This window comes from Kangiella aquimarina DSM 16071, from assembly GCF_000374105.1.
GTDB classification, from domain to species: domain Bacteria; phylum Pseudomonadota; class Gammaproteobacteria; order Enterobacterales; family Kangiellaceae; genus Kangiella; species Kangiella aquimarina.
This window is the reverse complement of record NZ_KB893651.1, coordinates 691,701-717,348: the sequence shown is the minus strand read 5'-3', so window position 1 is coordinate 717,348 and position 25,648 is coordinate 691,701. Positions and strand designations below refer to the sequence as shown.

At 44.0% G+C, this 25,648-nt stretch carries 23 protein-coding genes; 15 read left to right on the top strand and 8 right to left on the bottom strand.

What is annotated here, in order from left to right; translation table 11 throughout:
* Nucleotides 1-9: 9 nt before the first annotated feature.
* From B158_RS0112645 to rimO, 6 genes are all read left to right on the top strand, one after another.
* Complete coding sequence (locus B158_RS0112645; RefSeq protein ID WP_018625761.1) at nucleotides 10-1,338, top strand: sigma-54-dependent transcriptional regulator; 1,329 nt, start codon at nucleotides 10-12, stop codon at nucleotides 1,336-1,338.
* 136 nt (nucleotides 1,339-1,474) lie between these two features.
* Nucleotides 1,475-2,026 (top strand): GspH/FimT family pseudopilin, encoded by a 552-nt coding sequence (locus B158_RS0112640; protein WP_018625760.1) that lies wholly within the window; start codon nucleotides 1,475-1,477, stop codon nucleotides 2,024-2,026.
* A 94-nt stretch (nucleotides 2,027-2,120) separates the two neighbouring features.
* Nucleotides 2,121-3,509 (top strand): nucleotide 5'-monophosphate nucleosidase PpnN, encoded by a 1,389-nt coding sequence (gene ppnN / locus B158_RS0112635; RefSeq protein WP_018625759.1) that lies wholly within the window; start codon nucleotides 2,121-2,123, stop codon nucleotides 3,507-3,509.
* Between the two features lie 12 nt (nucleotides 3,510-3,521).
* Nucleotides 3,522-4,094: a TetR/AcrR family transcriptional regulator gene (locus B158_RS13265; protein ID WP_018625758.1), complete on the top strand. Its 573-nt coding sequence runs from the start codon at nucleotides 3,522-3,524 to the stop codon at nucleotides 4,092-4,094.
* Between the two features lie 62 nt (nucleotides 4,095-4,156).
* Complete coding sequence (locus tag B158_RS0112625) at nucleotides 4,157-5,554, top strand: S41 family peptidase (protein WP_018625757.1); 1,398 nt, start codon at nucleotides 4,157-4,159, stop codon at nucleotides 5,552-5,554.
* 81 nt (nucleotides 5,555-5,635) lie between these two features.
* Nucleotides 5,636-6,988, top strand: coding sequence for a 30S ribosomal protein S12 methylthiotransferase RimO (rimO, locus tag B158_RS0112620; RefSeq protein ID WP_018625756.1), 1,353 nt, complete (start codon nucleotides 5,636-5,638; stop codon nucleotides 6,986-6,988).
* A gap of 42 nt (nucleotides 6,989-7,030) precedes the next feature.
* On the opposite strand, the gene B158_RS13155 is transcribed toward rimO, so the two are convergent.
* The 8 genes from B158_RS13155 to rmf all read right to left on the bottom strand — a co-directional run bounded on the left by B158_RS13155 (nucleotide 7,031) and on the right by rmf (nucleotide 14,694).
* A complete protein-coding gene (locus B158_RS13155) occupies nucleotides 7,031-7,570 on the bottom strand; it encodes a CAP domain-containing protein (protein WP_018625755.1) in 540 nt (179 codons plus the stop codon).
* Entirely contained in the window at nucleotides 7,557-8,711 is a 1,155-nt protein-coding gene (locus tag B158_RS0112610; RefSeq protein WP_018625754.1) for a mechanosensitive ion channel family protein, read from the bottom strand. Before B158_RS0112610 ends, B158_RS13155 begins: the two co-directional genes overlap by 14 nt.
* A gap of 89 nt (nucleotides 8,712-8,800) precedes the next feature.
* Nucleotides 8,801-9,739, bottom strand: a complete 939-nt coding sequence (secF, locus tag B158_RS0112605; RefSeq protein WP_018625753.1) for a protein translocase subunit SecF — start codon at nucleotides 9,737-9,739, stop codon at nucleotides 8,801-8,803.
* Between the two features lie 13 nt (nucleotides 9,740-9,752).
* Nucleotides 9,753-11,672, bottom strand: a complete 1,920-nt coding sequence (gene secD / locus B158_RS0112600; RefSeq protein ID WP_018625752.1) for a protein translocase subunit SecD — start codon at nucleotides 11,670-11,672, stop codon at nucleotides 9,753-9,755.
* 64 nt (nucleotides 11,673-11,736) lie between these two features.
* Nucleotides 11,737-12,051, bottom strand: coding sequence for a preprotein translocase subunit YajC (gene yajC, locus B158_RS0112595; RefSeq protein WP_018625751.1), 315 nt, complete (start codon nucleotides 12,049-12,051; stop codon nucleotides 11,737-11,739).
* Between the two features lie 40 nt (nucleotides 12,052-12,091).
* On the bottom strand, nucleotides 12,092-13,213 hold the full coding sequence (gene tgt, locus B158_RS0112590; protein WP_018625750.1) for a tRNA guanosine(34) transglycosylase Tgt: 1,122 nt from the start codon (nucleotides 13,211-13,213) through the stop codon (nucleotides 12,092-12,094).
* Nucleotides 13,203-14,315, bottom strand: coding sequence for a tRNA preQ1(34) S-adenosylmethionine ribosyltransferase-isomerase QueA (gene queA, locus B158_RS0112585; protein ID WP_018625749.1), 1,113 nt, complete (start codon nucleotides 14,313-14,315; stop codon nucleotides 13,203-13,205). Before queA ends, tgt begins: the two co-directional genes overlap by 11 nt.
* 196 nt (nucleotides 14,316-14,511) lie before the next feature.
* Nucleotides 14,512-14,694: a ribosome modulation factor gene (gene rmf / locus B158_RS0112580; RefSeq protein WP_012800996.1), complete on the bottom strand. Its 183-nt coding sequence runs from the start codon at nucleotides 14,692-14,694 to the stop codon at nucleotides 14,512-14,514.
* A gap of 422 nt (nucleotides 14,695-15,116) precedes the next feature.
* On the opposite strand from rmf, the gene B158_RS0112575 reads away from it, so the two are divergent.
* The 9 genes from B158_RS0112575 to B158_RS0112535 all read left to right on the top strand — a co-directional run bounded on the left by B158_RS0112575 (nucleotide 15,117) and on the right by B158_RS0112535 (nucleotide 25,647).
* Nucleotides 15,117-15,500: a MerR family transcriptional regulator gene (locus tag B158_RS0112575; RefSeq protein ID WP_018625748.1), complete on the top strand. Its 384-nt coding sequence runs from the start codon at nucleotides 15,117-15,119 to the stop codon at nucleotides 15,498-15,500.
* Between the two features lie 44 nt (nucleotides 15,501-15,544).
* Nucleotides 15,545-16,705 (top strand): isovaleryl-CoA dehydrogenase, encoded by a 1,161-nt coding sequence (locus B158_RS0112570; RefSeq protein ID WP_018625747.1) that lies wholly within the window; start codon nucleotides 15,545-15,547, stop codon nucleotides 16,703-16,705.
* A gap of 272 nt (nucleotides 16,706-16,977) precedes the next feature.
* Nucleotides 16,978-18,156, top strand: a complete 1,179-nt coding sequence (locus B158_RS0112565) for a thiolase family protein (RefSeq protein WP_018625746.1) — start codon at nucleotides 16,978-16,980, stop codon at nucleotides 18,154-18,156.
* Nucleotides 18,157-18,334: 178 nt separating this feature from the next.
* Nucleotides 18,335-19,471 carry an acyl-CoA dehydrogenase gene (locus B158_RS0112560; protein ID WP_018625745.1) on the top strand — a complete coding sequence of 379 codons (1,137 nt, stop codon included), beginning with the start codon at nucleotides 18,335-18,337 and terminating at the stop codon, nucleotides 19,469-19,471.
* A gap of 15 nt (nucleotides 19,472-19,486) precedes the next feature.
* Nucleotides 19,487-21,097 carry a carboxyl transferase domain-containing protein gene (locus B158_RS0112555; protein WP_018625744.1) on the top strand — a complete coding sequence of 537 codons (1,611 nt, stop codon included), beginning with the start codon at nucleotides 19,487-19,489 and terminating at the stop codon, nucleotides 21,095-21,097.
* Between the two features lie 15 nt (nucleotides 21,098-21,112).
* Nucleotides 21,113-21,943, top strand: a complete 831-nt coding sequence (locus B158_RS0112550; RefSeq protein WP_018625743.1) for an enoyl-CoA hydratase/isomerase family protein — start codon at nucleotides 21,113-21,115, stop codon at nucleotides 21,941-21,943.
* A 21-nt stretch (nucleotides 21,944-21,964) separates the two neighbouring features.
* Nucleotides 21,965-23,974, top strand: a complete 2,010-nt coding sequence (locus B158_RS0112545) for an acetyl/propionyl/methylcrotonyl-CoA carboxylase subunit alpha (RefSeq protein WP_018625742.1) — start codon at nucleotides 21,965-21,967, stop codon at nucleotides 23,972-23,974.
* A complete protein-coding gene (locus tag B158_RS0112540) occupies nucleotides 23,974-24,912 on the top strand; it encodes a hydroxymethylglutaryl-CoA lyase (protein WP_018625741.1) in 939 nt (312 codons plus the stop codon). Before B158_RS0112545 ends, B158_RS0112540 begins: the two co-directional genes overlap by 1 nt.
* Nucleotides 24,913-24,945: 33 nt before the next feature.
* Entirely contained in the window at nucleotides 24,946-25,647 is a 702-nt protein-coding gene (locus B158_RS0112535; protein WP_018625740.1) for a CoA transferase subunit A, read from the top strand.
* Nucleotide 25,648 lies beyond the last annotated feature (1 nt).

Here is a 25,648-nt window from a genome sequence, read left to right as displayed (position 1 = left end):
AATCAGACCATGAATCAAAATAAACCCAAAGTTCTAGTCATTGACGATGAAGCAGATATCAGACACCTGCTGACAATGACATTAATCCAAATGGGGCTTGATGTTTCAAGCAGTAAAGATTTGACTGATGCTAAAAAACAACTTTCTGAAGAACAATTCCACTTTTGTCTTACCGATCTAAAGTTACCGGATGGAAACGGTCTCGACTTTGTTAAATATGTTCGAAAGCAATATCCTCACATGCCAATTGCCGTAATTACTGCTTTTGGAAGTACCGATAACGCAATCGAAGCAATGAAACTCGGAGCCTTTGATTTCCTGGCAAAACCAATTGACTTATCTCACCTTCGCCAGTTATTAAAGCACGCATTTAAATACGTTGATGGAAAGCAGGTTGAGCCTCAGGCTCCTTTCACATTTCTTGCTGGCAGAAGCGAAGCCATAAACAAATTAAGAGAAAAGATGGTCAAGATTAGGGGCTCGCAAGCTCCGATTGTTATTGAAGGTGAAAAAGGAACAGAAAAAGAGCGACTGGCTCAGATCCTTCATGAGCAAAGCTCACGCTCCGATCTGGCAGAAGTCTTTTTGGACTGCTCCAGTGAAGATCAGGAAGAACTTGAGCACTTACTCTTTAATAAAGATGAACAGCATGATTGCCTGCTGTTTCAGGCTAACAACAGCACTTTAATTTTAAGCAACATCCAACACCTTTCAATTATAACTCAGAAAAAGTTACTGCATGCAATCGAGCAGAAGAAGTTTCCCATCGAATCTGAGCACTCTGATAAGCCAATGGATATTCGCATTATAATATGCACTGAAAAGCCATTAATTGATTACGTTCATACTAACCAATTGAGGGACGACCTCTTCTTTAGGTTAAATGTGATACAGCTAAAAATCCCGTCAATCACTCAAAGACTATCTGATTTAGATACATTGATTGATAGTTATCTGGAAGAGTTATCAGATGGCAAAAAAATCAGCGCTGTTGCCAGAGACGTCCTGAAAAACTATGAGTTTCCATTTAACTACAGAGAACTTGAAAATATACTGGAAAAAGCCTGTGCTCTCTCTGAATCAGATACCATAGAAGCGTCAGATCTTATTATGGCTCAAGGTGATGAAATAGAATCAACTAAGCCACGTCAGGAACAGGTGAAGTCAGGTTTTAGTCGCGGTGACCTTCCTCTTGATCAATTTATCGAAAAAATTGAAAAGGCTGAAATAGAAAAAGCCCTCAATGAAACCCGCTGGAATAGAACTGAAGCTGCCAAGCTATTAGGCATAACTTTTAGAACGATTCGTTATAAGATGAAAAAACTCGGTATTGAATAGCAACTCAAGTTATTCAATAGCAATCTTGTAAGACACCCTTTTAAGATAAATCGCACACCACTATCAGTAATATTGGCTACTCTATAAAAGCCAGCTCTATTAGCATTTCACGCTGAACTGTTAATGGAGCTAATGGATGACAAAAAGAGTTAAAGGATTAACACTAATTGAACTCGTTGTTACTTTGGGACTGGCTACAATTTTATCGCTAATCGCACTACCGCATTTGCAAGAGTTCATCGCAAAACAAAAAGTCAGTGCCGATTTACTAAAGCTAAAAAGCACGATTGAAACTGCAAGAAACCAGGCTATTTCGAAGAAACAAAGCATACTCATTTGTGGGACAAAAGCAGAAGTAAAGCAAAATCTAAATGAAAAATTAGATTGCATATCTGACTGGTCACAAGTCATGGTAATGAAAAATGAAGACGCCGTCGCAAAAGAAGTTTTACATTTCCAACAGTTAGAAGAAAGTTATCAGCTGGTCAAATGGAGTGCCTTTCAGAGAAAACCTTACCTGGAACTTACTCCTTATGGATTTACCAACCATCAAAATGGCACCCTGTATCTATGTCATAAAACTTATCCTAATCTTCACAGAGCTGTCACCATAAGTAAAACGGGACGAGTCACCATCAATCACGATAGTGCTAACTTAAATACTAAATGTGATTCCTGGGAAAGTTAAATTCTCATTTCTATCTAAGCAATAGTTATTGTATGCTGATAACTCATTAGAAATTTACAACTATACAACTTAAAGACCACCAAAATAGGTAGTGATGAATAATATGACCCAGGCTGTCCACTCGCAATATATCGATACAGAAATCACCGCTGAATCTGGTCTTGAACTGTTGACCAATGATGAAATTCAGCGCCTCAGTGCACATACCACTGGAAACGATTATGAGTTATTAAAAAAATGTACTCTTGCCGTATTAAATAGCACCAACATCACCGACGACATTAGTTTTATCCAACAACAATTTGACCATTTCAATATTGAAGTCATGCAGCTTAACAAGGGTGTAAAACTAAAAATCAAAAATGCCCCTTCAGGAGCATTCGTTGATGGCGTTATGATTCAGGGTTTAAAGGAACAGGTCTTTAGTGTGTTGCGCGATGTGGTTTTTTTAAAGCAGGAACTTGAAACAAACTCTCGAATCGACTTCAATTCCAGTTCCGGCTGTACTAATGCTATTTTTCATATTTTGCGCAATGCCAAAGCTCTAAAACCTGGAGTCGATCCCAATATGGTCGTCTGCTGGGGCGGTCATGCAATTCCACACCATGAGTATGAGTACACCAAAGAAGTTGGTTACAGGCTTGGACTTAGAGGTCATGACATTATTACTGGTTGTGGCATTGGTGCGATGAAGGGGCCAATGAAGGGAGCCTTGGTCGGCCACTCCAAGCAACGCATTACTAAGGGCCGTTACATTGGCATTACAGAGCCCGGAATCATCGCAGCAGAATCTCCTAATCCTATCGTTAATGAGCTGATTATCATGCCAGATATCGAGAAACGCCTGGAAACCTTTGTCCGCATGGGACATAGCTTTGTCGTTTTCCCCGGGGGTGTTGGTACTGCAGAAGAAATCCTCTATATCCTCGGGATTCTCCTTCATCCACAAAACCAAAATATTCCTTTTCCACTAATTTTTACCGGCCCAACAGAGTCAGCGGATTACTTTAAGCGCATTGATCAGTTTATCGGCAAAACCCTTGGCCCAGAGGCGCAATCCAAATACCAGATTATCATTGATGACCCAGTCAAAGTTGCAAAGCGTGTCCAATCAGGTGTTACCGAAGTTCGCGAATACCGTAAAAAGGTTCAGGACGCCTATCACTTTAACTGGCAGCTACATATAGACTGGGACTTTCAGGAAAGTTTTGATCCAACCCATCAGAATATGGCTAGCCTTAATCTTCATCCAGAACAACCCTTACATTTACTGGCTGCTAATTTACGCAAAGCCTTCTCAGGTATCGTTGCCGGTAATGTTAAAGAAAAAGGGATTGCTGAAGTTAACAAGCATGGACCCTACCAGTTAGACGGCAATCCAGACATCATGGATGAATTGGATGGACTGCTAAAAGCGTTTGTTGAACAGAAACGGATGAAGCTCGACTACAAAGGTTATGTACCCTGCTATCAACTTCGGTAACATCATCTCACTATGACAACACTCAGAGAAAAGAAAAAACAAAAAAGTTATCAGACAATCTATCAAACAGCTCTTTCACTGTTTGAGGAGCATGGTTTTGATAAGGTATCGGTGGCCCAAATCGTTAAAGAGTCTGGAATCGCCAAAGGAACCTTTTTTAACTACTTTCCTAACAAACCGGATATCATCGCGCAATGGTTTGAAGAAAATATGTCCAAAGCCATTGAGCAACCCATCCCGGATGACACTTCACTGCAAAACAAAATACTTTTTCTAGCCAAAAACATCCTTGAAGCGGCACAGAAACAACCCAATCTATGGCAGGCAAAAAATGCCTACGCCGGACAAAGCGTGTCGATTCAACAGGTCGAGCAGCGGGTTGATCAGACTATACAGTCCAAGATTGAATATTTCATAAAGCAGACCTCCATAAACCAAAGTGCTAAAGCGAAAATTCTCGCAGAATTAATCGTAACTCTCATGACAGGCACCATTATTGAAGCCAACCGCAGGGGGCAATCTGATGATGCTATGACACTTATAGAGCATAAGTTGTCCATACTATTGTCTCTCGCTGAAGGTTAATTCATTTGACAGTCTGTTTAAAAACCTTAAAATATGACCACGGTCACATTTTAAATTAAACCATGATAATTCATCTTATAAGGCTATTAGTATCCATAGCTGCACTATTCATCTTTTCTGCAAAAAGTTCTGCCGAAGCAATCCAGCTCAATGAGGGAACTTACCAAAAGGCAAATGGCATCTGGCTTAACTCGGACTATGGTTGGTTACTTAAGGTAGATTCATCAGGCCTGGAGAGATGGCAGATAACCTCAAACTACTGCTATCCCAGTAAGCAGGAAGGTCAAACAGCCATGAGTAGTGTTGAATATCGCTACTTTGAGCAGCTGGATGGTAAAACAGCCAAATTTGAGTATTTCCCAGGCGATGGGCATACACTTTTCTCAAAGCTAGACAGTATGCCAAAGCAATGTGAGGAGGCAATTGGCAGCAGCTTTAAAGATACCTTTGAGGTTTTCGTAGACATATTTGCACACCACTATGCTTTTTTTGAACAAAGAGAAGTCAATTGGGAAGAGTTAAGTGATAGTAAACGAAATGGATTGGCCAAAATTACTACGGAACAAGAATTGTTTACTCTGCTTTCAAGTATGATTGAACCTCTTTCTGACTCGCACACCAAACTGATTGCCAACATTGAGGGAGAAAAACACCGCTATCAGACGGGCTTCAAGCACACCCTTCCAGCAATACAAAATAGTATTGGTGAACAGAAGTGGCTGATTGGACTAATCAATCAGTTACAGGAAGATATTTTAGATGATGGATCAGTTCACACCGCCAATGAACGAATGGTGATTGGCTCAATAGATAATAGAATTGGCTATATACAGATATTTACCATGGGTGGTTTTACGGAAGAGTTTGAGTTTGGAAGTGTTGAGTGGGCTAAAGAAGAAATGCGACTACTCGACCATTATCTTAGCGAAGCCATAAAGTCTTTCAAAGGCTATGAGGCCGTCATCATTGACTTGTCTAATAATCGAGGTGGTTTTGATCAGGTAGCCCGAGGAATAGCGGCTCACTTTACAAATGAGCCATTTGAGGCTTATAGCGTCAGGACTGACTGGAACTCACCCCCTACAATTACTTACACCATAAAACCAGCTATTACCACTCGGTTTACCGGCCCGGTTTATCTGATGACCAGTGATGTCACCGTCTCTGGGGGTGAGATAGCAACCATGACTCTTAGAAACTTACCTAACGTGACTCATGTTGGCCAAACTACTCGAGGCTCCTTCTCCACCCCTTTAGCCAAACCTCTGCCGAATGGCTGGTATCTAGAGCTATCCAATGAAATCTTTGCTTCTCCAGAAGGAACTGTATATGAAGGTCATGGCATTGACCCCGAATTTCCCATTGAGGTATTTGACCTTGATAACCCCATCCAGTCTCATGCCTTAGCCATTCAAGAAGTCGTAAATCTTATAGACTCAGGCAACTCTAGGGTTAAGTGATAGCAGAAAATTTGTACAAGTGTTCTGGGGTGATATAGAATATGCACCCTTTTTCAGGCACTCCAGAGCACCTTGTAACTTATGGCAACAACTCCTTCTAACAAATCAATCATCACCAATAAAGTCGGCTTTATTAGCTTGGGCTGCCCTAAGGCATTGGTTGACTCAGAGCGAATCCTAACCCAGCTCAGAACCGAGGGTTATGACATTGTGCCAACCTATGAGGATGCGGATATTGTTGTAGTGAACACCTGTGGCTTTATTGATGCTGCCAAACAGGAATCACTAGAAGCAATTGGTGAAGCACTCAATGAAAATGGCAAAGTGATTGTAACTGGGTGTCTTGGTGCTCAAGAGAATGACATTCGTGAAATCCACCCAGGTGTACTGAGTGTTAGTGGCCCAGCGCAATATGAACAAGTTTTAACCGCAGTACACGAACACCTGCCACCAAAGGCTGAGCATGACCCTTTTATTGATCTAGTGCCACCACAAGGTATTAAATTAACGCCACGTCATTATGCCTATTTGAAGATTTCCGAAGGCTGCAACCATAAGTGCAGTTTCTGTATTATCCCTTCAATGCGTGGAAAACTGGATAGTCGACCAGTAGGCCAGGTTCTGGATGAAGCAGAACGCCTGGTCAAAGCTGGGGTAAAAGAATTACTAGTCGTTTCTCAGGATACCAGTGCTTACGGTGTTGATAAAAAATATGCCTTAGACTTCTGGCAGGGTCAGCCGGTTAAAACCCGCATGAAAGAAATGTGTGAAGCATTAGGTCAACTGGAAAATGTCTGGGTGCGTCTGCATTATGTTTATCCATATCCGCATGTTGATGACATTATCCCATTGATGGCAGAAGGCAAAATACTGCCCTATCTGGACATTCCTTTCCAGCACGCCAGTCCAAGAATTCTTAAACTAATGAAACGACCTGGCGACATTAATAATGTTTTAGAGAGAATTCAGAAATGGCGTGATATTTGTCCTGAGATTACCATTCGAAGCACATTTATCGTGGGTTTCCCCGGTGAAACTGAAGAGGAGTTTCAGGAGTTATTAGACTTCCTTGAAGTTGCACAGCTGGATCGCGTTGGCTGCTTTAAATACTCGCCGGTAGAAGGCGCAACAGCTAACGAATTGCCCGACCCAATTCCTGAAGAGGTCAAAGAAGAACGTCTGGCTCGCTTTATGGCTGTTCAGGAAGCTATCAGTTCTAAGAAGCTTCAGCAAAAGATTGGTAAAGTGATGACAGTTCTGGTCGATGAGCTTTACGAAGACTGTGCTTTAGCGCGCTCGAGTGCCGATGCTCCAGAGATCGATGGCAAAGTCATCATTGATGAAGGCTTTGAAGAGCTGACAGAAGGACAGTTTGTTGAGGTTACTATCGAAGCAGCTGATCAGCATGACTTGTTTGCATCTGTAAATTCATAAAGCTGGATAGAATAAAAAAGGAGGCCTTGGCCTCCTTTTTTATTATTTAGTTGCATTAACCGAACTACTTTGATTCTTAGGCTTTGCGATATATACAACCCAATAATCCACATGTGGGCTAAACCATTCTTTCGCATACCCTACACCAATTTCCGTTTGCTCTAAATAAAAAGGATGCTCACCAAAAATATGAATCCTATGCACATATGAGCTACTGAAATAATCTAGCACCTCCTCCGCATGCGGAGATCCACCCATTACAGATTCGACAAAATTGGTCCCCACAACTCCTGGCGGCAAATCCAGCTGATAACCGGCCTCTATGAGTCTAGCATTAGGACTTCCACCAGGACCTTCATGAGACACTCTTCCTGTTTCAGCCATTTCACGGGCCTTTAGGGCTGCCACTTTGGCTAAAATTGGGCTGCAACTCAAACTAACCCTCTTCTGATCTTTGTGGTTAATAATCATAAGGGCAAGCTCTTTAGCTTTTTCATTTAGACCGCAATCAAAATCTTCAGCAGCTTTCACACTGAATTGAAAGATAATCGTCAAAAAACAAAGTAGACTAGTCTTTCGCAACAGGAAACTCCTTCACATATAAATCATGCTTGGAATATGGAATCTCAATTCCCTTATCTCTAAAGGTTTTATGAATATCCATGATTAGTTTATGATTGATCAATCCTTTCTGTTCAGGATAGTTAATCCAGGCCATCAGCTGCAGGTCAATACTTGAGGCACCGAAGGCGCGATAACGAACTCTTGGAGTTGGATTGTTAGCAATATCATCACGTTCTTTAACTAGCTCCATCAGAACATCATGTACGAAATCGAGGTCTGAATCATAAGACACTCCAACGTCAACACGAATACGAGTTTTCTCCCAAGGACCACCGCTTTCATTGACGATTTTGGCATTGCCAATTACTGAGTTTGGGATAGTGATTTCAACATCATCACGAGTAAGCAATCGAGTACTGCGAATACCAACATGGGTTACTCTACCGCGTTCACCGGTATCAAGAATGATGTAATCACCCAATTTATAAGGTGAGTCAGCGACAATAAAAAAGCCTGAAAATAGATTCGCCAAAGTATCTTTTGCAGCAAAACCAACCGCGATACCGATAATACCTGCAGATGCCAACCAAGCCGTTGGGTCAATTCCCCAGGAAAGTATTAGAAAATAGAGAGCTGCGCCAACTATCAGGATTTTAGATGAAATATCTAGAATCGGTATGGTTCGCTCCTCAACAAACTTAAACCGGTTCTTACTGTTGGCAAGAGCATTCAGTACTAACTTTGTGGCTTTTAATAATTTAGACATCAAGGACAAAATGAGTATCGAAACCACAAAACGCTTTAGAAATCGATCGATTCCCTCAGAAAGATCTAATGCCTCGACAGAAACAATAACCGTTAAAAAGAAAATAAAGGTAAAGGCTGTCTTACTAAGTAATGGTGCCAACTTATCATCAAAGTCGCCAGGCGTTTTCTCGGCAATTTTTCCTATGAGTGACTTGATAAACCACTGCACGCCCTTGGCAATAAAAAAGCCAAGAACTAGAACAATAATTGAGAGTATCCAAGGGTTTGTTTGTAATTTGTCCCAAAGAGGAATAATGGATTCTGGCAGGTACGACTCTATGTTGCCAAGCGTTTGTTCTGCAAGAGAACTGCTAGTGTCTGGTTCTTTTGATTGATTCGGTTGTTCAGCCATCACTTCAACTTAATCCTTATAAATAAAAAAACGGCTTAGGTTTTCATTCTAAGCCGTTTCAATATAAAAGAAAGTGTCAAGAATAACAATTATAGCGCGTCGAACTCCTCGCCTTCTTTCTCTACTTCTGGTGGCATCAAGTCTTCTTTACTTACGCCCAGCGCAAGTGTGGTAGGACTTGCAATAAAGACCGATGAGTAAGTACCGATTAGAACACCTACGATCAAAGCCTCTGCAAACGAGTGAATCGTCTGTCCACCAAAGAAGAACAAGGCTAACAATACCAACATTGTGGTTAAAGAGGTCATCACAGTACGTGACAAGGTCAAGTTAATTGAGTTATTGATAACTTCTTCTGGAGTCGCCTTGCGCATCAATAAGAAGTTTTCTCGAATACGGTCGAAGACAACAATGGTATCGTTTAACGAGTAACCAATTACCGCCAACAATGCCGCCAATACCGTAAGATCGAACTCTACCGAAGTAATAGAGAAGAAACCAACTACGATAATAACATCGTGTGCCAGTGCTGCGACGGAACCAACAGAGAATTTCCACTCGAAACGAAGTGCAACGTAGATCATGATACAGATTAACGCCACAATCATGGCAAGTCCGCCCTGCTCCTTCAACTCTTCACCAACAACGGGACCAACAAAAGACTGGTCACGCTTAATAACTTTGGAGCCATCGCTTGCCAATGCTGCCAGAACTACATCACTAACTTTAGCATTCTCAATATGATCCTGTTGCGGCATTCTAATTTGCACAACTTTGGCAGAACCGAAGTTTTGAACGACCGCACCATTAATTTTGATGTCATCTAACTGCTGGCGAATGTTGGGTAAATCAGCATCTTGCTCATATCCTACCTCCACCAAAGTACCACCAGTGAAGTCTAGGCCGTAGTTCAGTCCTTTGGTAAAAAAGGACACTATTGAGGCAATAATCAAGATTGCCGATAGAGCGAAGGCAAATTTACGGATCTTGAGGAAATCGTAATTAGTATCTTCATTTAAAAAACTCATCGTAATACTCCTCTTAGATCCATACTTTGGATGGCTTTTTACCATGTCCACAAGTCAGGTTTACAATACCGCGGCTGACAAGAATCGCTGTGAACATTGAAGTCAAAATACCGATGAACAATGTAATAGCGAAGCCTTTGACAGCACCAGTACCAACCGCATAAAGAATAATCGCTGCTATAGCCGTCGTGATATTAGCATCAGCAATAGTTGATAATGCCTGCGAATAACCCTTGTCTATAGCCTGAGCAGGAATGGTTCCATGTCTTAACTCTTCACGAATACGCTCAAAGATAATGACATTGGCATCAACCGCCATACCGACGGTCAATACGATACCCGCAATACCAGGTAAGGTTAAAGTCGCGCCAAGGATAGACATAACCGCGACAATGGTTACCACATTTAGCATCAATGCAATATTAGCGACCAGACCAAAAGCCTTGTAATACAGCAACATGAACAATACAACAGCTGAAAAACCAATGATGACCGACATAATGCCTTTTTCGATATTCTCAGCACCCAGAGAAGCACCAATAGTTCGCTCTTCAACAATAAATGTTGGCGCAATTAAAGCACCTGAGCGTAACTGAGTAGCAAGGTCCTTTGTATTTGCAGGAGTGAAATCAGGACCTTCAATAAAGAAGTCGGTACTGAATGCGCCGTTAATCCTCGGAGCACTCACTAGTGTCTCAACAACATTGGATTTAACCAACTCACGCTTACCATCTTTAATTTCAAAGACTGGCACTGACTCTTTTAGAATCATAGCTAGTGAGTTGCCTCGATTAGCCGTAGTTGTGCGAAGCATGCGCGCACCACCTTCTCCATCTAATCTAACCGATACAATAGGTTGATTGTTTTGAGGGTGGAAGCTGGCAAATGCATCGGTCAGGTGATCACCTGACACCTGAACTTCATCATAAACAACTAATGGGCCACGATCCGATTCAAACAACTTACTACCAGCAGGAACACGTCCCTGCTGAGCGGCAACAACATCCGCCTCATGATTGACCAAACGGAATTCCAAAGTTGCAGTAGCACCCAGAATTCGTTTTGCTAATGCGGAGTCCTGAACACCCGGCAGCTGAACAACAATTCGGTCACTTCCCTGGCGTTGAATCAACGGCTCTGCAACACCTAAAGAGTTCACACGATTGCTTAAGATTAAGCGATTTTGATCAATTGCATTATCTTGAATAGCCTGCAATTTCGTTTGATTAAATGTAGCACGAACAACCGGACGATTATTTTGCTCGGCTAAATTGATATCAATTCGGTCAATATAATTTTGGTACAAAGCTGTGTAAGCACGCTCGGCATCTTCCTGACTTCTGAAGCTAATCAACAATCCATTGTCTATCGTTTCTACACGACCACGAATTGATGGCTTTTCTGCAGTTAGTGTTTCAATGAAGTCACGACGCAACTGTTCTTGTTGACGCGCCATTGCTTGCTCCATGTCAACCTGCATCAGGAAGTGAATACCACCACGCAAATCAAGGCCCAGCTTCATCGGTTTTCCGCCAAGAGAAGCAAGCCAGTCTGGTGTGGCCGGAGCCAGGTTCAGTGCAACAACATAATCTTGTTCATCCAAAGTCGGATTCAAAATTTTGTTTGCAATTTCTTGTGCCTGGAGCTGTGTCTCGTTGGACTGGAAGCGAGCTATCACCAGCTTATCGCCCTCACGCTCAACTGATTGAGGAGTTAACCCTTCCTCTTTCCAGGCAGCTTCAATTTCATTTACCTGTTGTTCAGAAATACTCGCATCGCGCAAAGCTGAAAGCTGTACCGCTGGATCTTCACCATAAATGTTCGGGGCAGCGTACAACAGAGAAATAGCGATTACGAAAAGGATCAACACATATTTCCACTTAGGGTAAGTGTTGATCGGCAATAATCTTTGATTGGATTGATCAGTAAACATAACTTATGTCCGGATTAAATACGAAACCGCCCGAGCTTGCTGGTAACAAGTCGGGCGGCTAATATCATTCGTCGATTGACTTAATGGTGCCTTTTGGCAAGGTTTGTGCGATTGATGCTTTCTGGAATTTAATCTCGATACCATCAGAAATTGTTACAACGATAAAGTCATCTTTGATTTTACTGACGCGTCCTAAGATACCACCAGTTGTCATGACTTCATCACCTTTCTCGAGGCTAGAAACCATTTCTTTATGCTGCTTCATCTTCTTCTGTTGAGGACGAATCATCATAAAGTACATGATGAGAATTAAAGGAACGAACATCACAAGGAAGCTCATCAAACCACCACCTTGTGGTGCAGCAGTTGCTAGAAACATCAGGAATTACCTCTATTGTTTAATATTATCAATTAGTTAATTATTCACTCATAGACGGAACAGGCTTGCCCTGTTTCGTATAAAAATCTTCAACAAAGTCGCACAATGTACCTGTTTCGATGGCCTTTCGCAATCCACTCATCAGATTTTGATAATAGCGCAAATTGTGAATGGTATTGAGCTTCGCGCCCAATATCTCATTACATTTATCCAGGTGATGCAGGTAGGCACGACTATAGTTCTTACAGGTATAACAGTCACAGGCCTCATCAAGCGGGCCGGTATCCGTTTTATTGTGGCTATTGCGCAGTTTTACAACCCCTGTACTGGTGAAAAGGTGGCCATTACGAGCATTTCGGGTCGGCATCACGCAATCAAACATATCAACACCACGACGAACTGCTTCGACAATGTCTTCTGGCTTGCCAACACCCATCAGATATCGCGGTTTATCCTGAGGCATATCACCGGTCAGGTTATCCAGCACTTTTAACATTTCATCCTTTGGCTCACCGACTGAAAGACCACCAATCGCATAGCCATCAAAGCCAATCTCGGTCAAGCCAGCTAAAGACTCTTTTCTAAGATGCGGGTACATCCCCCCTTGCACAATCCCAAACAGAGCTGCTGGATTATTGGCTTCATGAGCCACTTTGCTTCGTTTGGCCCAACGAAGCGAAAGCTCCATGGAGTCACGCGCTTCTGCTTCAGTCGCAGGATAAGGCGTACACTCATCGAAAATCATCACGATATCCGAACCAAGTTTACGTTGCACTTCCATCGCCTCTTCAGGACCTAAAAATACTTTAGAGCCATTAACTGGCGATCGGAATTCAACACCCTCTTCTGTAATTTTACGTAGTTTGCCGAGACTAAAAACCTGGAAACCACCGGAATCAGTCAAAATAGGCTTATCCCAGTGCATAAAGTCATGCAGATCGCCATGCATTTCAATAATGTCAGTGCCTGGGCGCAACATCAGATGGAAGGTATTGCCCAAGATAATTTCAGCGCCAATTTCCTTTAACTCCTCTGGAGTCATTGACTTGACGGTGCCATAAGTCCCCACTGGCATAAAGGCTGGTGTCTGAATGGTCCCACGTTCAAAGGTAATTTCACCTCGTCGCGCCATACCATCAGTAGTATTTAATTTAAATTGCATCGGTACTCTCTCTTGAACTGTCGCTACTGACAGCCCCTTTTGAATCATTCTGTTTTGATTCTTTAAGACTTGAATGGGGGTGGATCTGATGAATAAACATCGAATCGCCATAGCTAAAGAAGCGGTACTGCTCTTTAACGGCCTGAGCATAAGCCTCCATTATGTGATCTTTGCCAGCAAAAGCACTGACCAGCATCATTAGGGTCGATTCTGGTAAATGGAAATTCGTAATTAATGCGTCCACCGAACGAAACTGGTAGCCAGGGTAAATAAAGATGTCAGTTTCCCCTACATGAGGGGCAATAGAACCAGCAATTGAAGCAGATTCCAAACTTCTCACCGAGGTTGTACCAACCGCAATGACTCGCCCCCCTTTTTGGCGAGTCTCGATGACTTTATCACACACTTCCTGCGACACTTCGAACCACTCTGAATGCATTTTGTGTTCGGTGATATTGTCAACGCGAACTGGACTAAATGTTCCAGCTCCAACATGAAGAGTGACAAAAGCTGTAGTAACACCTTTATCGGCAATCTTCTGAAGCAGCTCATCGTCGAAATGAAGTCCTGCCGTTGGTGCTGCAACAGCCCCATCAACCTTGCTGTAAACGGTCTGATAGCGCTCTTTATCAGAAAGTTCATCTTCACGGTCGATGTAGGGTGGCAATGGCATGTGCCCAACCGAAGTCATGGCTGACTGCCAGTCTCCCTCCTGAAGCTGCAGGGTAAATAGCGCTTCTTTACGCCCAGTAATCAATACCTTGAAGCCATTTTCTAAAACAAACTCTGAACCAGGCTTAGGGGTACGGTTGGAACGAATGTGAGCAATGGCCTCTACATCCGAATCCAGACGCTCAATCAATATCTCAAGCTTACCGCCAGTCACCTTCTGCCCAAACAGACGAGCCGGAATAACTCGAGTGTTGTTAAATACCAATAAGTCATTGGGGCTCAATAAATCAACAAGTTGATAAAAGTGCCTATGGTCAACGGCTCCATTTTGCCCATCAAGACACAACAATCGGCTAGCAGAACGCTTTTCGGTGGGATAACGAGCAATCAGCTCGTCGGGTAAATCAAAATGAAAGTCTTCTAAACGCATGCGAACTCTGACCTTACGGGGTCATAAGTAAAAGTGCGCATAGTTTAACTTTTAAACATGAAAAAACAACCTAAACTAGAAGTATTAAGTAAGATACTATCTGCGAAACATTAAAAAGCCCGGTCTTGGCCGGGCTTGTTTTATATGTATGATGTATTGATAAGATTACTAAAAAGTATTTCTAAAAATGGAGTGATTAAATATAAGCTTTCATTCCATTAGTGGTAAACGCCTCTCGGCCCTCTCGCCAACCGCCTAACCATTCCTCTCGTGCATTAAGTTCTTCAAAGGGACAGTTCTCTTTAGACTGGCCTTGAAGTGCGGCATTAAAACCTTTGGTATGGGCTCTTTGAAGTTTATCTCTTTTTTGACGTTTCATATGATGTCGTCCCCTTTCATGTTTACTTGATGTATTGAACGCATAAAAAAAGCCGACGGCTCTTGCGAGCGATCGGCTTTATCCTGAAATTCTCTTGGTATCTGTCATTAAACGCTTAGTCACTGTCTAATTTTTTACTCTATGGGTTTAACTTACACCTAAGTTAGAGGGCTTGGCAATTGATAAGTTTCACAGTTTGATCATATTTTCTTCATATCAATCAGTTAGATTAAAAAGTTATCTTTCATCGAAGAAAACTGTTCAATTGATTGATTTTTGGTCAGTTTGATAGAAGATCAATAAGTTAGTAATAGTATCCATCAATTAACTGGTCTGATCTGGATAAAATTGAAATCTACCAAGTTTACGTTTGCGTAAAGGTAAGGTATGATTTTGGCTCATTTATCGGAATAAACTAGCTTATGTCAGGTCAGACAGCACAAAGCATCAGCGAGAAAGAATACACCATTAGCGACCTCGCTAAAGAGTTTGGTATTACTTCACGTTCAATTCGTCATTACGAAGATGAAAAGCTGATTTGCCCTGAACGTCGTGGCGTTCACAGAATATACAGCGCCAGAGACAGAGTTCGTTTACAGCTGATTCTTCGCGGTAAGCGTCTGGGGTTCTCACTTGCCCAAATCCGCGAAATTATCGATTTATATGATTTGCCTGAAGGTAAGCAAAAGCAGGCAAAGCTTCTCATAGAGCTTATTCAGAAGCGTCGAGATGCCCTGCTCCAACAGCGTAAAGATATTGAGCATATGCTGAAGGAGCTGGAAATGCTCGAGCAAAAGCTGGACTAAACTGATTACCATTGAATTGTTGAAATTAAGATAGAGGAACAAGCATGTATCCATCGTTGAACTTTGACCTAGGTGAAACCGCCGACATGATCCGCGAAATGGTTCGTGGGTTTGCTGAGAAAGAAATTGCTCCAATCGCTGAAAAGACCGATCACGATAATCTGTTCCCACATCATTTATGGCAGAAATTTGGTGAGTTGGGTCTATTAGGCATTACCGTCGAAGAAGAATACGGCGGTTCAGGCATGGGCTACCTTGAACACGTGGTAGCGATGGAAGAAATCAGCCGCGCCAGCGCATCAATCGGCTTAAGCTATGGAGCTCATTCAAATCTGTGTGTTAATCAGATCCGTCGTAATGGTTCTGAAGAGCAAAAGAAGAAGTATTTGCCAAAACTATGCTCTGGTGAGCACGTTGGAGCTTTGGCTATGTCTGAGCCAGGCGCCGGTTCTGATGTCGTAGGCATGAAACTACGCGCCGAGCTGAAAGGCGATAAATACATTCTTAACGGCAATAAAATGTGGATCACCAATGGTCCAGAAGCGGATGTATTGGTGGTTTATGCAAAAACTGAGCCAGATGCTGGTTCAAAAGGTATTACCGCCTTCATCATCGAAAAAGGCTTCAAAGGTTTCTCAACAGCGCAAAAACTGGATAAGTTAGGTATGCGCGGTTCAAACACCTGTGAATTAGTTTTTGAAGACTGTGAAGTGCCTGCCGAAAACGTCATGGGTCCTATTAACGAAGGTGTTAAAATCTTAATGAGCGGTTTGGACTATGAGCGCGCTGTTTTAGCTGCTGGCCCCTTAGGAATCATGCGCGCCTGTATGGATGTAGTTGTTCCTTATGTACACGAGCGCAAGCAGTTTGGTAAACCAATTGGCTCTTTCCAGTTAATCCAGGGTAAAGTCGCAGACATGTACACCACCATGAACGCCAGTCGCGCCTACGTTTATGCAGTTGCTAAAGCCTGTGACCGTGGCGAAACAACTCGTAAAGACGCAGCTGCAGCGATTCTATTCGCAGCGGAAAATGCTACTAAATTGGCATTGGACGCGATTCAAGTGTTAGGCGGTAATGGCTACATCAACGAATACCCAACGGGCCGTTTGTTACGTGATGCTAAGTTATACGAAATTGGCGCCGGCACATCTGAAATACGTCGTATGTTGATTGGTCGTGAGTTGTTTAACGAAACAGCCTAAACCTGCTTTATTAAAGCAAAAGATTAAATAAGAGAAGTTATCGAGTGCTGCTAGAACAAGGCACATAACTTCTTAAAGGTAATTAAATTCACTTTGCAGAAGAAGTGAGCGAGCTTCTCTCAACAAATAAGTAAGAGAAGTTATCGAGTGCTGCTAGAACGAGGCAAATGACTTTTTAGATTCGGAGGTGACCTAACTGGTCATTGGAGAAGATAAAAAGTCATTTAACAAAGTTATAGCAAGCTCGGAAACTTCGAACAGGAGAAATATTTATGTCAGATCCTATTGTTATTGTCAGTGCTGCAAGAACGCCTATGGGCGGCTTCGGTGGCGCATTATCAACCGTAAAATCAACCGAACTCGGCGCTACAGCTATCAAAGCTGCGGTAGAGCGTGCAGGTATCAAAGCTGATGATGTTCAAGAAGTCATCATGGGCTGTGTGCTTCCTGCAGGCGTTGGGCAGGCTCCGGCGCGTCAGGCTTCGCTTGGTGCTGGTATACCACAATCGACTGGTGCTACGACAGTAAACAAAGTGTGTGGCTCAGGTATGAAAACGATCATGCTTGCTCATGACCTATTAAAAGCTGGTACAAATGACGTGATGGTTGCTGGTGGTATGGAGAGCATGAGTCTTGCCCCTTACCTATTGCCTACAGGTCGATTTGGTCAGCGCTTTGGTCATGGTAAGACTTTGGACCATATGGCTTTTGACGGCTTGGAAGATGCTTATGAAGGTCAGGCGATGGGCGTTTATGCTGAGCAAACAGTTGAAAAATACGGGTTCACTCGTGAAGACCAGGATGCTTACGCGATTGAGTCATTGGCTCGTGCCAACAAAGCAATCGAGGAAGGTTCATTTAAAAACGAAATCGTTCCTGTCACGGTAAAATCTCGTAAAGGTGACGTCGAAGTTAATACAGATGAGCAACCACTAAAAGCACGTCCGGACAAGATCCCTTCATTGCGCCCTGCCTTCAAAAAGGATGGCACCGTTACAGCTGCGAACGCCAGTTCGATTTCTGATGGTGCTGCGGCTGTGGTGTTGATGCGTCAATCAGAAGCTGAAAAGCGTGGCCTGAAACCTCTGGCAAAGATTGTTGCACAATCAACCAATGCCCGTATCCCAGCTGAATTTACCATTGCCCCTGTTGGCGCTATCCAGAAAGTATTGGATAAAGCTGGCTGGTCAAAAGATGACGTTGATTTGTTTGAAATTAACGAAGCCTTTGCAGTAGTGACCATGGCGGCGATGAAAGATTTAGAACTTGATCACGCTAAGGTCAATGTTCATGGCGGTGCCTGTGCCTTAGGTCATCCTATCGGCTGCTCAGGTACACGTATTGTTGTGACCTTGATTGAAGCACTGCGCAAGTATGGCAAGTCGAAAGGTGTGGCATCGCTTTGTATTGGTGGTGGTGAAGCAACTGCATTGGCCATTGAACTCCTATAAAATTATCTTTTTACACGACTTTTGCAAAAGAGCCGCTTTGTTGGTTATGTTCTCGAAAAGCATCATGGACTATAGTCCATTCAGCCTTCTCCGAGCACAACCGCCGCGCTCTAAAGCAAAAATCTTAATTTTAATGTGATTGGTAAGATGAATTTTTAAAAATCGGAAGAAGAACCTTATGATTCTGACTGAAGAACAAACAATGATTCAGGATATGGCCAGGGGCTATGTGCAAGAGCGCATTGCCCCTTTTGCCGAAGAATGGGACAAGAATAAAACCTTTCCTGCAGAGGCCTTAAAAGGTCTGGCTGAGCTTGGTTTTTATGGCATGTTGGTACCCGAGCAATGGGGTGGTTGCGAGATTGGTTATGTCGCTGCTGCTTTAGTGTTAGAAGAAATTGCTGCGGGTGACGGCGCCTGTTCAACCATTATTTCGGTAACTAATTCTGTTGGCTGTATGCCGATTTTGAATTTCGGTACTGATGAGCAAAAAGAAAAGTTCCTTAAGCCACTCGCTTCAGGCGAGAAGTTGGGTGCATTCTGCTTAACCGAACCGCATGCTGGTAGTGATGCTGCAGACCTTAAAACTAAGGCTGTCAAAGACGGTGATTCATACGTTATCAACGGTTCCAAGCAATTCATTACATCCGGTAAAAACGGAGACATCGCGATTGTCTTTGCAGTCACTGACCCAAGTGCTGGCAAGAAGGGTATTAGCGCCTTTATCGTGCCGACAGACACACCTGGCTATATCGTCGCCAATATCGAAGACAAAATGGGTCAGAACGCATCTGACACCGCGCAAATTGTATTCGAGGACTGCCGCATTCCGGCTGAGAACCTGTTAGGTAAAGAAGGTGAAGGTTATAAGATCGCTCTTTCTGGTCTTGAAGGCGGCCGTATCGGTATCGCAGCTCAAGCTGTGGGCATGGCCCGTGCAGCATACGAATATGCACTTCAATACTCGAAAGAAAGAACCTCATTTGGTAAACCGATCAACCAACATCAGGCGGTGCAATTTAAGCTGGCCGACATGGCAACTCAGGTTGAAGCGGCTCGCCAGATGGTTTTACACGCAGCAGAATTACGCGACAATAACCTGCCCTGCCTAAAAGAGGCTTGTATGGCAAAGTTATATGCCTCGGAAGTTGCCGAAAAAGTCTGCTCAGATGCCATTCAGGTATTAGGCGGCTACGGCTATTTAAAAGATTATCCAGTCGAGCGAATTTATCGCGATGTTAGAATCGCGCAGATTTACGAAGGTACAAGCGAAGTACAGCGCATGGTTATTGGCCGCGCTATCGCATCAGAATAACATTAGGACAGACATATGCCTGTAATTAAATCGTCACTCAATCCTCGTAGCGCAAGTTTTACCGAGAATGCCGAAGCCATGACCGCTTTGGTCGATGACTTGCGTGACAAGATGGAATACATCACTCAAGGTGGTGGTCCAAAGTATCAGGAAAAACACCTGTCGCGTGGTAAACTTTTACCCCGTGAGCGCGTACGCAAGCTTCTTGATGTAGGCTCGCCGTTTTTAGAAATTTCACAAATGGCAGCATGGGATTTGTACGATAACAAAGTCCCCGCAGCTGGCTTGATTGCGGGCATTGGCCGTGTTTCAGGCGTCGAGTGTATGATTGTTGCCAACGATGCAACGGTTAAAGGCGGCACCTACTTTCCCGAAACGGTAAAAAAGCATTTACGCGCGCAGGAAATCGCTGAACAGAATAATCTGCCCTGTATTTACCTGGTCGATTCAGGCGGTGCTAACCTGCCGCAGCAGGATGAAGTGTTCCCGGACAAAGAGCACTTTGGTCGTATCTTCTACAACCAGGCCAATATGTCTGCCAAAGGGATTCCTCAAATCGCGGTAGTCATGGGTTCCTGTACTGCCGGTGGTGCATATGTACCTGCGATGGCAGATGAATCCATTATCGTGAAAGAACAAGGTACGATTTTCCTGGGTGGCCCACCGCTAGTTAAAGCAGCAACCGGTGAAGTCGTTTCCAGTGAAGACTTAGGCGGTGCCGACGTTCACTGTAAAACTTCTGGTGTTACCGACCACTATGCATTAAATGACGAACACGCATTAAAACTGGCGCGTCAGGTTGTGTCTAATCTGAATCGTAAAAAAACGCCTTCTGTGACGCTAAAAAAGCCAGTTGCTCCGCTCTACCCTGCTGAAGAATTGTACGGCGTCATCAACAAAGATCCACGCAAGCCATTCGATATTCGTGAAATCATCGCGCGTATCGTTGACGGTTCTGAACTGGACGAATTTAAACCTTTATATGGCAACACATTGATCTGTGGTTTTGCCCGCATTCATGGTTATCCTGTAGGCATCGTTGCCAACAACGGTATTCTTTTCTCTGAATCAGCACTAAAAGGCGCACACTTCATTGAGCTTTGTTCTCAGCGCGGCATTCCATTGGTGTTCCTGCAAAACATTACCGGTTTCATGGTTGGCCGTAAGTACGAAAACGAAGGTATTGCCAAGCACGGCGCCAAAATGGTGACAGCAGTTGCTTGTGCCAAAGTGCCAAAGTTCACCGTTATTGTAGGTGGTAGTTTCGGTGCAGGTAACTACGGTATGTGTGGTCGCGCCTATAGCCCTCGCTTCCTATGGATGTGGCCGAATGCTCGTATCTCTGTCATGGGTGGAGAACAGGCTGCTAACGTATTGGCACAAATTAAGCGTGATAATTTTGAGCGCTCTGGCCAGCCAATGTGGTCGGCAGAGGAAGAAAAAGAATTTAAGCGCCCCATCGAAGAGCAATATGAAAAGCAAGGCCATCCTTACTACTCAAGTGCTCGCTTATGGGATGATGGCATTATCGATCCTGCTGATACTCGTATGGTGTTAGGCCTTGGCCTATCAGCCGCCATGAACAAAGAAGCCGAAGAAACCAAGTTCGGCGTCTTCAGAATGTAAGGCAGGAATGATCATATGAGTGAAGCATTAAACATTACCATTGATACCAATGAACTTGGTAAAACCGGTCGTGGTGTAGGTTACATTACCCTCACCCGCCCTGAAATTCACAACGCCTTTGATGACAAATTAATTGGCGAGCTGACTGAAGCCTTTTCTGCCATGGAAAACCATCCTGAGGTGGAAGTGGTTGTCTTACGTGCAGAAGGCAAGAGCTTTTCAGCTGGCGCTGACCTGAACTGGATGCGTCGCATGGCTGATTATTCCTGGGAAGAAAACTATCAAGATTCTCAAGCTCTGGCCACCTTGATGAATACCATTTATGGCATGAGCAAAACCACGGTTTGCCAAGTTCAGGGCGCTGCCTTTGGTGGCGGTGTTGGCCTGGTGGCTTGCTGTGATATCGTGATTGCATCAGAGCGCGCCAGTTTCTGCTTATCCGAAGTAAAGCTTGGACTCATTCCTGCCGTTATCAGCCCTTATGTGGTTAAAGCGATGGGCGAACGACAGGCACAGAGATACTTCACAACTGCCGAACGTTTTAAAGCAGACAAAGCAGCTGAATTTGGTCTGGTCCATGAGGTGGTTGCCGAAGACTTATTGGTTGAGAAAACCAATGAAATAATAACCACTTTATTAAGCAATGGTCCACAAGCTGTTAAAACAGCAAAAGATTTAATCAGAGCTGTAGCGAATCAAGCCATTGACCAGTCCTTGATGGACGAAACCGCACGCCGTATTGCCGACATACGTGCGAGCGAGCAAGGTAAAGAAGGTTTGAACGCTTTCCTCGAAAAACGTACTGCCGATTGGTCAGTTGGCCAGTCTAAAAGCAGCTCACAATAATTGGTTAAGGAAACAGCGAACATGTTTACAAAAATATTGATTGCTAACCGTGGTGAGATTGCTTGCCGCGTGATTAAAACGGCAAAAAAACTCGGCATCAAAACCGTTGCGGTTTACTCTGAAGCCGATAAAGACGCAATGCATGTAGCAATGGCCGACGAAGCAGTATATTTAGGTCCTGCTCCAGCACGTGAGTCGTATCTTAAAGGTGAGCTGATTATTGATGCTTGCAAGAAAACTGGTGCACAGGCAGTGCACCCTGGCTATGGTTTCTTGTCTGAAAACGCAGACTTTGCCAAAGCTCTAGCCGAAAACAATATCGAATTCATTGGCCCACCGGAAGGTGCGATTATCGCCATGGGTTCAAAGTCTGCGGCTAAAGAAATTATGGAAGAAGCCAAAGTGCCTTTGGTTAAAGGCTACCATGGTGAAAATCAGGACGGAGACTTCCTTAAATCCCAAGCAGATGACATTGGTTACCCTGTGATCATCAAGGCTACCGCTGGCGGTGGTGGTAAAGGCATGCGCATTGTCTGGAAAGAAGAAGAGTTTGCCTCTAGCCTGGCTTCCTGTAAGCGTGAGTCTGCAGCATCCTTTGGCGATGACAAAGTCTTGGTCGAAAAATACATCACCAAGCCTCGCCACGTTGAGATTCAAGTGTTTGCCGATAAGCATGGCAATGCGGTGCATTTATTTGAGCGTGACTGTTCAGTACAACGTCGCCATCAAAAGGTTATTGAAGAAGCACCAGCACCAGGCTTAAGCGAAGAGACTCGCTCCAAAATGGGTCAGGTTGCCATTCGTGCGGCACAGGCCATTGGCTATGTGGGCGCGGGTACGGTCGAGTTCTTATACGATGAAGATGAATCATTCTACTTCATGGAAATGAACACGCGCTTGCAGGTAGAGCACCCTGTTACTGAAAAGATTACTGGTCAGGATTTGGTCGAGTGGCAATTAAAAGTTGCTGCAGGTCAGGAACTGCCCATGCAGCAGGATGAATTAAACATCAATGGCCATGCTTTCGAAGTCCGCATTTATGCCGAAGATCCGAATCAGGACTTCCTGCCAGCAACCGGTACATTGCTGCATTTAAATACCCCTGACGAAACTGATCATGTTCGCATAGACACCGGTGTTACTCAGGGTGATACAGTATCTGTGCATTACGATCCTATGATTGCCAAGCTTATCGTTTGGGATCAGGATCGTAACGCTGCACTGGCTCGCTTACGCGGAGCATTAGCCCAGTATCAGGTAGTGGGCTTAACCACTAACGTTCCCTTCCTTTCTGCACTGGCACACTGCCACGGCTTTGAGGATCTTGACTTAGATACTAATTTTATTGAGCGCTACAAAGACGATTTGATTCTTGATGAAGAAGCAGCCGATGATGACACCTTGGTTGCAGCAGCGGTCTATCAATTATTAAAACGTGAGCAAACTGCTGCAGAAAATGCCCAGCAGAGTGAAGACCCTTATTCGCCGTGGCACTCTGTTAACGGCTGGCGTTTAAATACTGATAACCATCATACTTTTGAATATCTGGATAAAGTTGACGGCATTGCCAATGACGTAGAAGTAGTTGTCCATTTCCGCAATGATGGTTATTTACTCGATCTGCCAAGTGGCGAGCTACCAGTCAATAGCGCAACCTTGAATGGTCACATTCTACGTCTTGATGCCAATGGCAAGCGTTTCAATGCCACAGTTGTTGATGATGGTGCCAGCTTGCATATCTTTATTCACGGCCATTATAAGGTGCTAGAAAAAGTTGAGCGCGGCCTGGCCGGTGACACAGAAGATTCAGGTGGTAGCCTGACTGCACCAATGCCAGGAACGGTGATTGAAGTTCTGGTCAGTGAAGGCGATCACGTTGAGTCTGGTCAGCCACTGGTTATCCTTGAGGCGATGAAAATGGAACACACCATTAACGCACCAAGTGCTGGCGTGGTCAGTGAAATTCATTATGCTGCTGGCGATCTGGTGGATGATGGTGCTGAACTGCTATCACTGGAGGTGTCTGAATAATGGTTATGGTATCGGACAACCCTGCCCTGCCCACTCACGTTAAAATTGTTGAAATGGGACCAAGGGATGGATTGCAGAATGAAAAACAGCCAGTTTCAACTGAGATTAAACTTGAGTTGATTCGTCGCTTAATCGATGCCGGTGAAAAGCATATTGAGGCGACTGCTTTTGTCTCTCCTAAATGGGTACCGCAAATGGCGGATCACCATGAAATCATGGCTGGCCTGAAAGAGTTTCCCGAAGCACAGGACGGAAGCGTCTGGTTTCCAGTTCTCACTCCTAATGTGAAAGGGCTTGAAGGTGCTTTAGCTGGTGACGCAAAAGAAGTGGCTGTTTTTGCAGCAGCCTCAGAGAGCTTCTCGCAGAAAAATATCAATTGCTCCATTGCAGAGTCAATTGAGCGTTTCAAGCCAGTTATCGAAGCAGCCAAAGAGCATGGTATTAAAGTTCGTGGCTATGTTTCCTGTGTGCTTGGCTGCCCTTTTGAAGGCGATATAGCACCAGAAAAAGTCGCTGAAGTAGCCAAAGCACTGTATGACCTGGGTTGCTACGAAATTTCGCTGGGCGACACCATTGGTGTTGGAACGCCAAATAAAGCAAGAGCTATGATTGCAGCGGTTGCTGAGTATGTTCCAACCAATAAACTAGCCTGTCATTTTCACGATACCTATGGCCAGGCATTAGCCAATATCTATGCGTGCCTTGAACTTGGTGTCGCCACCATCGACAGCTCTGTTGCAGGTTTGGGCGGTTGCCCTTATGCTCCTGGTGCCACCGGCAATGTCGCTACAGAGGATGTTGTCTATATGCTCAACGGTTTAGGTATTGAAACCGGTATTGATATAACTAAACTGGTGGACGCAGGCGCTTATATTTCAGAGCAACTGGGCCGTCGTCCTGTTTCCCGAGCAGCCAATGCGCTACTCGCTAAAAGATAATAACTAATTCATTCGATTTGACGAGGATTAAACATGTCAGGTTTTGATAAAGTCGTACACAGTTACGAAGAAGCTCTTGAGGGCTTTACCGATAATATGACCGTCATGGTCGGCGGTTTTGGCCTATGCGGTATTCCTGAAGGCTTGATTGAGCAAGTCTACAAAATGGGCAGTAAAGGCTTAACGGCCATTTCCAACAACGCGGGTGTTGATGGGTTTGGTCTGGGTAAATGGTTAGAGAAGCGCCAGATAAGCACCATGATTGGTTCATACGTTGGTGAAAACGAGCTATTCGAAAAGTTGCTACTGTCTGGTGAGATGGAAGTTATTTTGACACCACAGGGAACACTGGCTGAAAAAATCCGTGCCGGTGGTGCTGGTATCCCTGCTTTCTTTACTGCCACTGGTTTTGGTACTCAGGTCGCTGAAGGTAAAGAAACGCGCAACATCGATGGCCGTGACTATGTTCTTGAGCCCTCATTGACTGCTGACTTTGCTTTAATCAAAGCCTGGAAAGCGGACACCATGGGTAACCTTATTTTCAACAAGACAGCCATGAACTTTAATCCAATGATGGCGACGGCAGGTAAGATTACCGTTGCTGAAGTTGAAGAAATTGTTGAGCCTGGAGAGTTGGATCCAAACTTTATTCATACTCCAGGTATTTATGTCCAGCGCGTTATCAAAGGCGAAAACTTTGAGAAACGTATCGAACAACGCACAGTAAGATCATAAG

Coding starts and splice junctions, on each gene's coding strand:
- B158_RS0112550 (WP_018625743.1), top strand. CDS start 21,113: ATGAGTGAAGCATTAAACATTACCATTGATACCAATGAACTTGGTAAA.
- B158_RS0112625 (WP_018625757.1), top strand. CDS start 4,157: ATGATAATTCATCTTATAAGGCTATTAGTATCCATAGCTGCACTATTC.
- tgt (WP_018625750.1), bottom strand. CDS start 13,213: ATGCAATTTAAATTAAATACTACTGATGGTATGGCGCGACGAGGTGAA.
- B158_RS0112575 (WP_018625748.1), top strand. CDS start 15,117: ATGTCAGGTCAGACAGCACAAAGCATCAGCGAGAAAGAATACACCATT.
- rmf (WP_012800996.1), bottom strand. CDS start 14,694: ATGAAACGTCAAAAAAGAGATAAACTTCAAAGAGCCCATACCAAAGGT.
- B158_RS13265 (WP_018625758.1), top strand. CDS start 3,522: ATGACAACACTCAGAGAAAAGAAAAAACAAAAAAGTTATCAGACAATC.
- secF (WP_018625753.1), bottom strand. CDS start 9,739: ATGAGTTTTTTAAATGAAGATACTAATTACGATTTCCTCAAGATCCGT.
- secD (WP_018625752.1), bottom strand. CDS start 11,672: ATGTTTACTGATCAATCCAATCAAAGATTATTGCCGATCAACACTTAC.
- rimO (WP_018625756.1), top strand. CDS start 5,636: ATGGCAACAACTCCTTCTAACAAATCAATCATCACCAATAAAGTCGGC.
- ppnN (WP_018625759.1), top strand. CDS start 2,121: ATGAATAATATGACCCAGGCTGTCCACTCGCAATATATCGATACAGAA.
- B158_RS0112560 (WP_018625745.1), top strand. CDS start 18,335: ATGATTCTGACTGAAGAACAAACAATGATTCAGGATATGGCCAGGGGC.
- B158_RS0112555 (WP_018625744.1), top strand. CDS start 19,487: ATGCCTGTAATTAAATCGTCACTCAATCCTCGTAGCGCAAGTTTTACC.
- queA (WP_018625749.1), bottom strand. CDS start 14,315: ATGCGTTTAGAAGACTTTCATTTTGATTTACCCGACGAGCTGATTGCT.
- yajC (WP_018625751.1), bottom strand. CDS start 12,051: ATGTTTCTAGCAACTGCTGCACCACAAGGTGGTGGTTTGATGAGCTTC.
- B158_RS0112565 (WP_018625746.1), top strand. CDS start 16,978: ATGTCAGATCCTATTGTTATTGTCAGTGCTGCAAGAACGCCTATGGGC.
- B158_RS0112610 (WP_018625754.1), bottom strand. CDS start 8,711: ATGGCTGAACAACCGAATCAATCAAAAGAACCAGACACTAGCAGTTCT.
- B158_RS0112545 (WP_018625742.1), top strand. CDS start 21,965: ATGTTTACAAAAATATTGATTGCTAACCGTGGTGAGATTGCTTGCCGC.
- B158_RS0112570 (WP_018625747.1), top strand. CDS start 15,545: ATGTATCCATCGTTGAACTTTGACCTAGGTGAAACCGCCGACATGATC.
- B158_RS0112540 (WP_018625741.1), top strand. CDS start 23,974: ATGGTTATGGTATCGGACAACCCTGCCCTGCCCACTCACGTTAAAATT.
- B158_RS0112535 (WP_018625740.1), top strand. CDS start 24,946: ATGTCAGGTTTTGATAAAGTCGTACACAGTTACGAAGAAGCTCTTGAG.
- B158_RS0112645 (WP_018625761.1), top strand. CDS start 10: ATGAATCAAAATAAACCCAAAGTTCTAGTCATTGACGATGAAGCAGAT.
- B158_RS0112640 (WP_018625760.1), top strand. CDS start 1,475: ATGACAAAAAGAGTTAAAGGATTAACACTAATTGAACTCGTTGTTACT.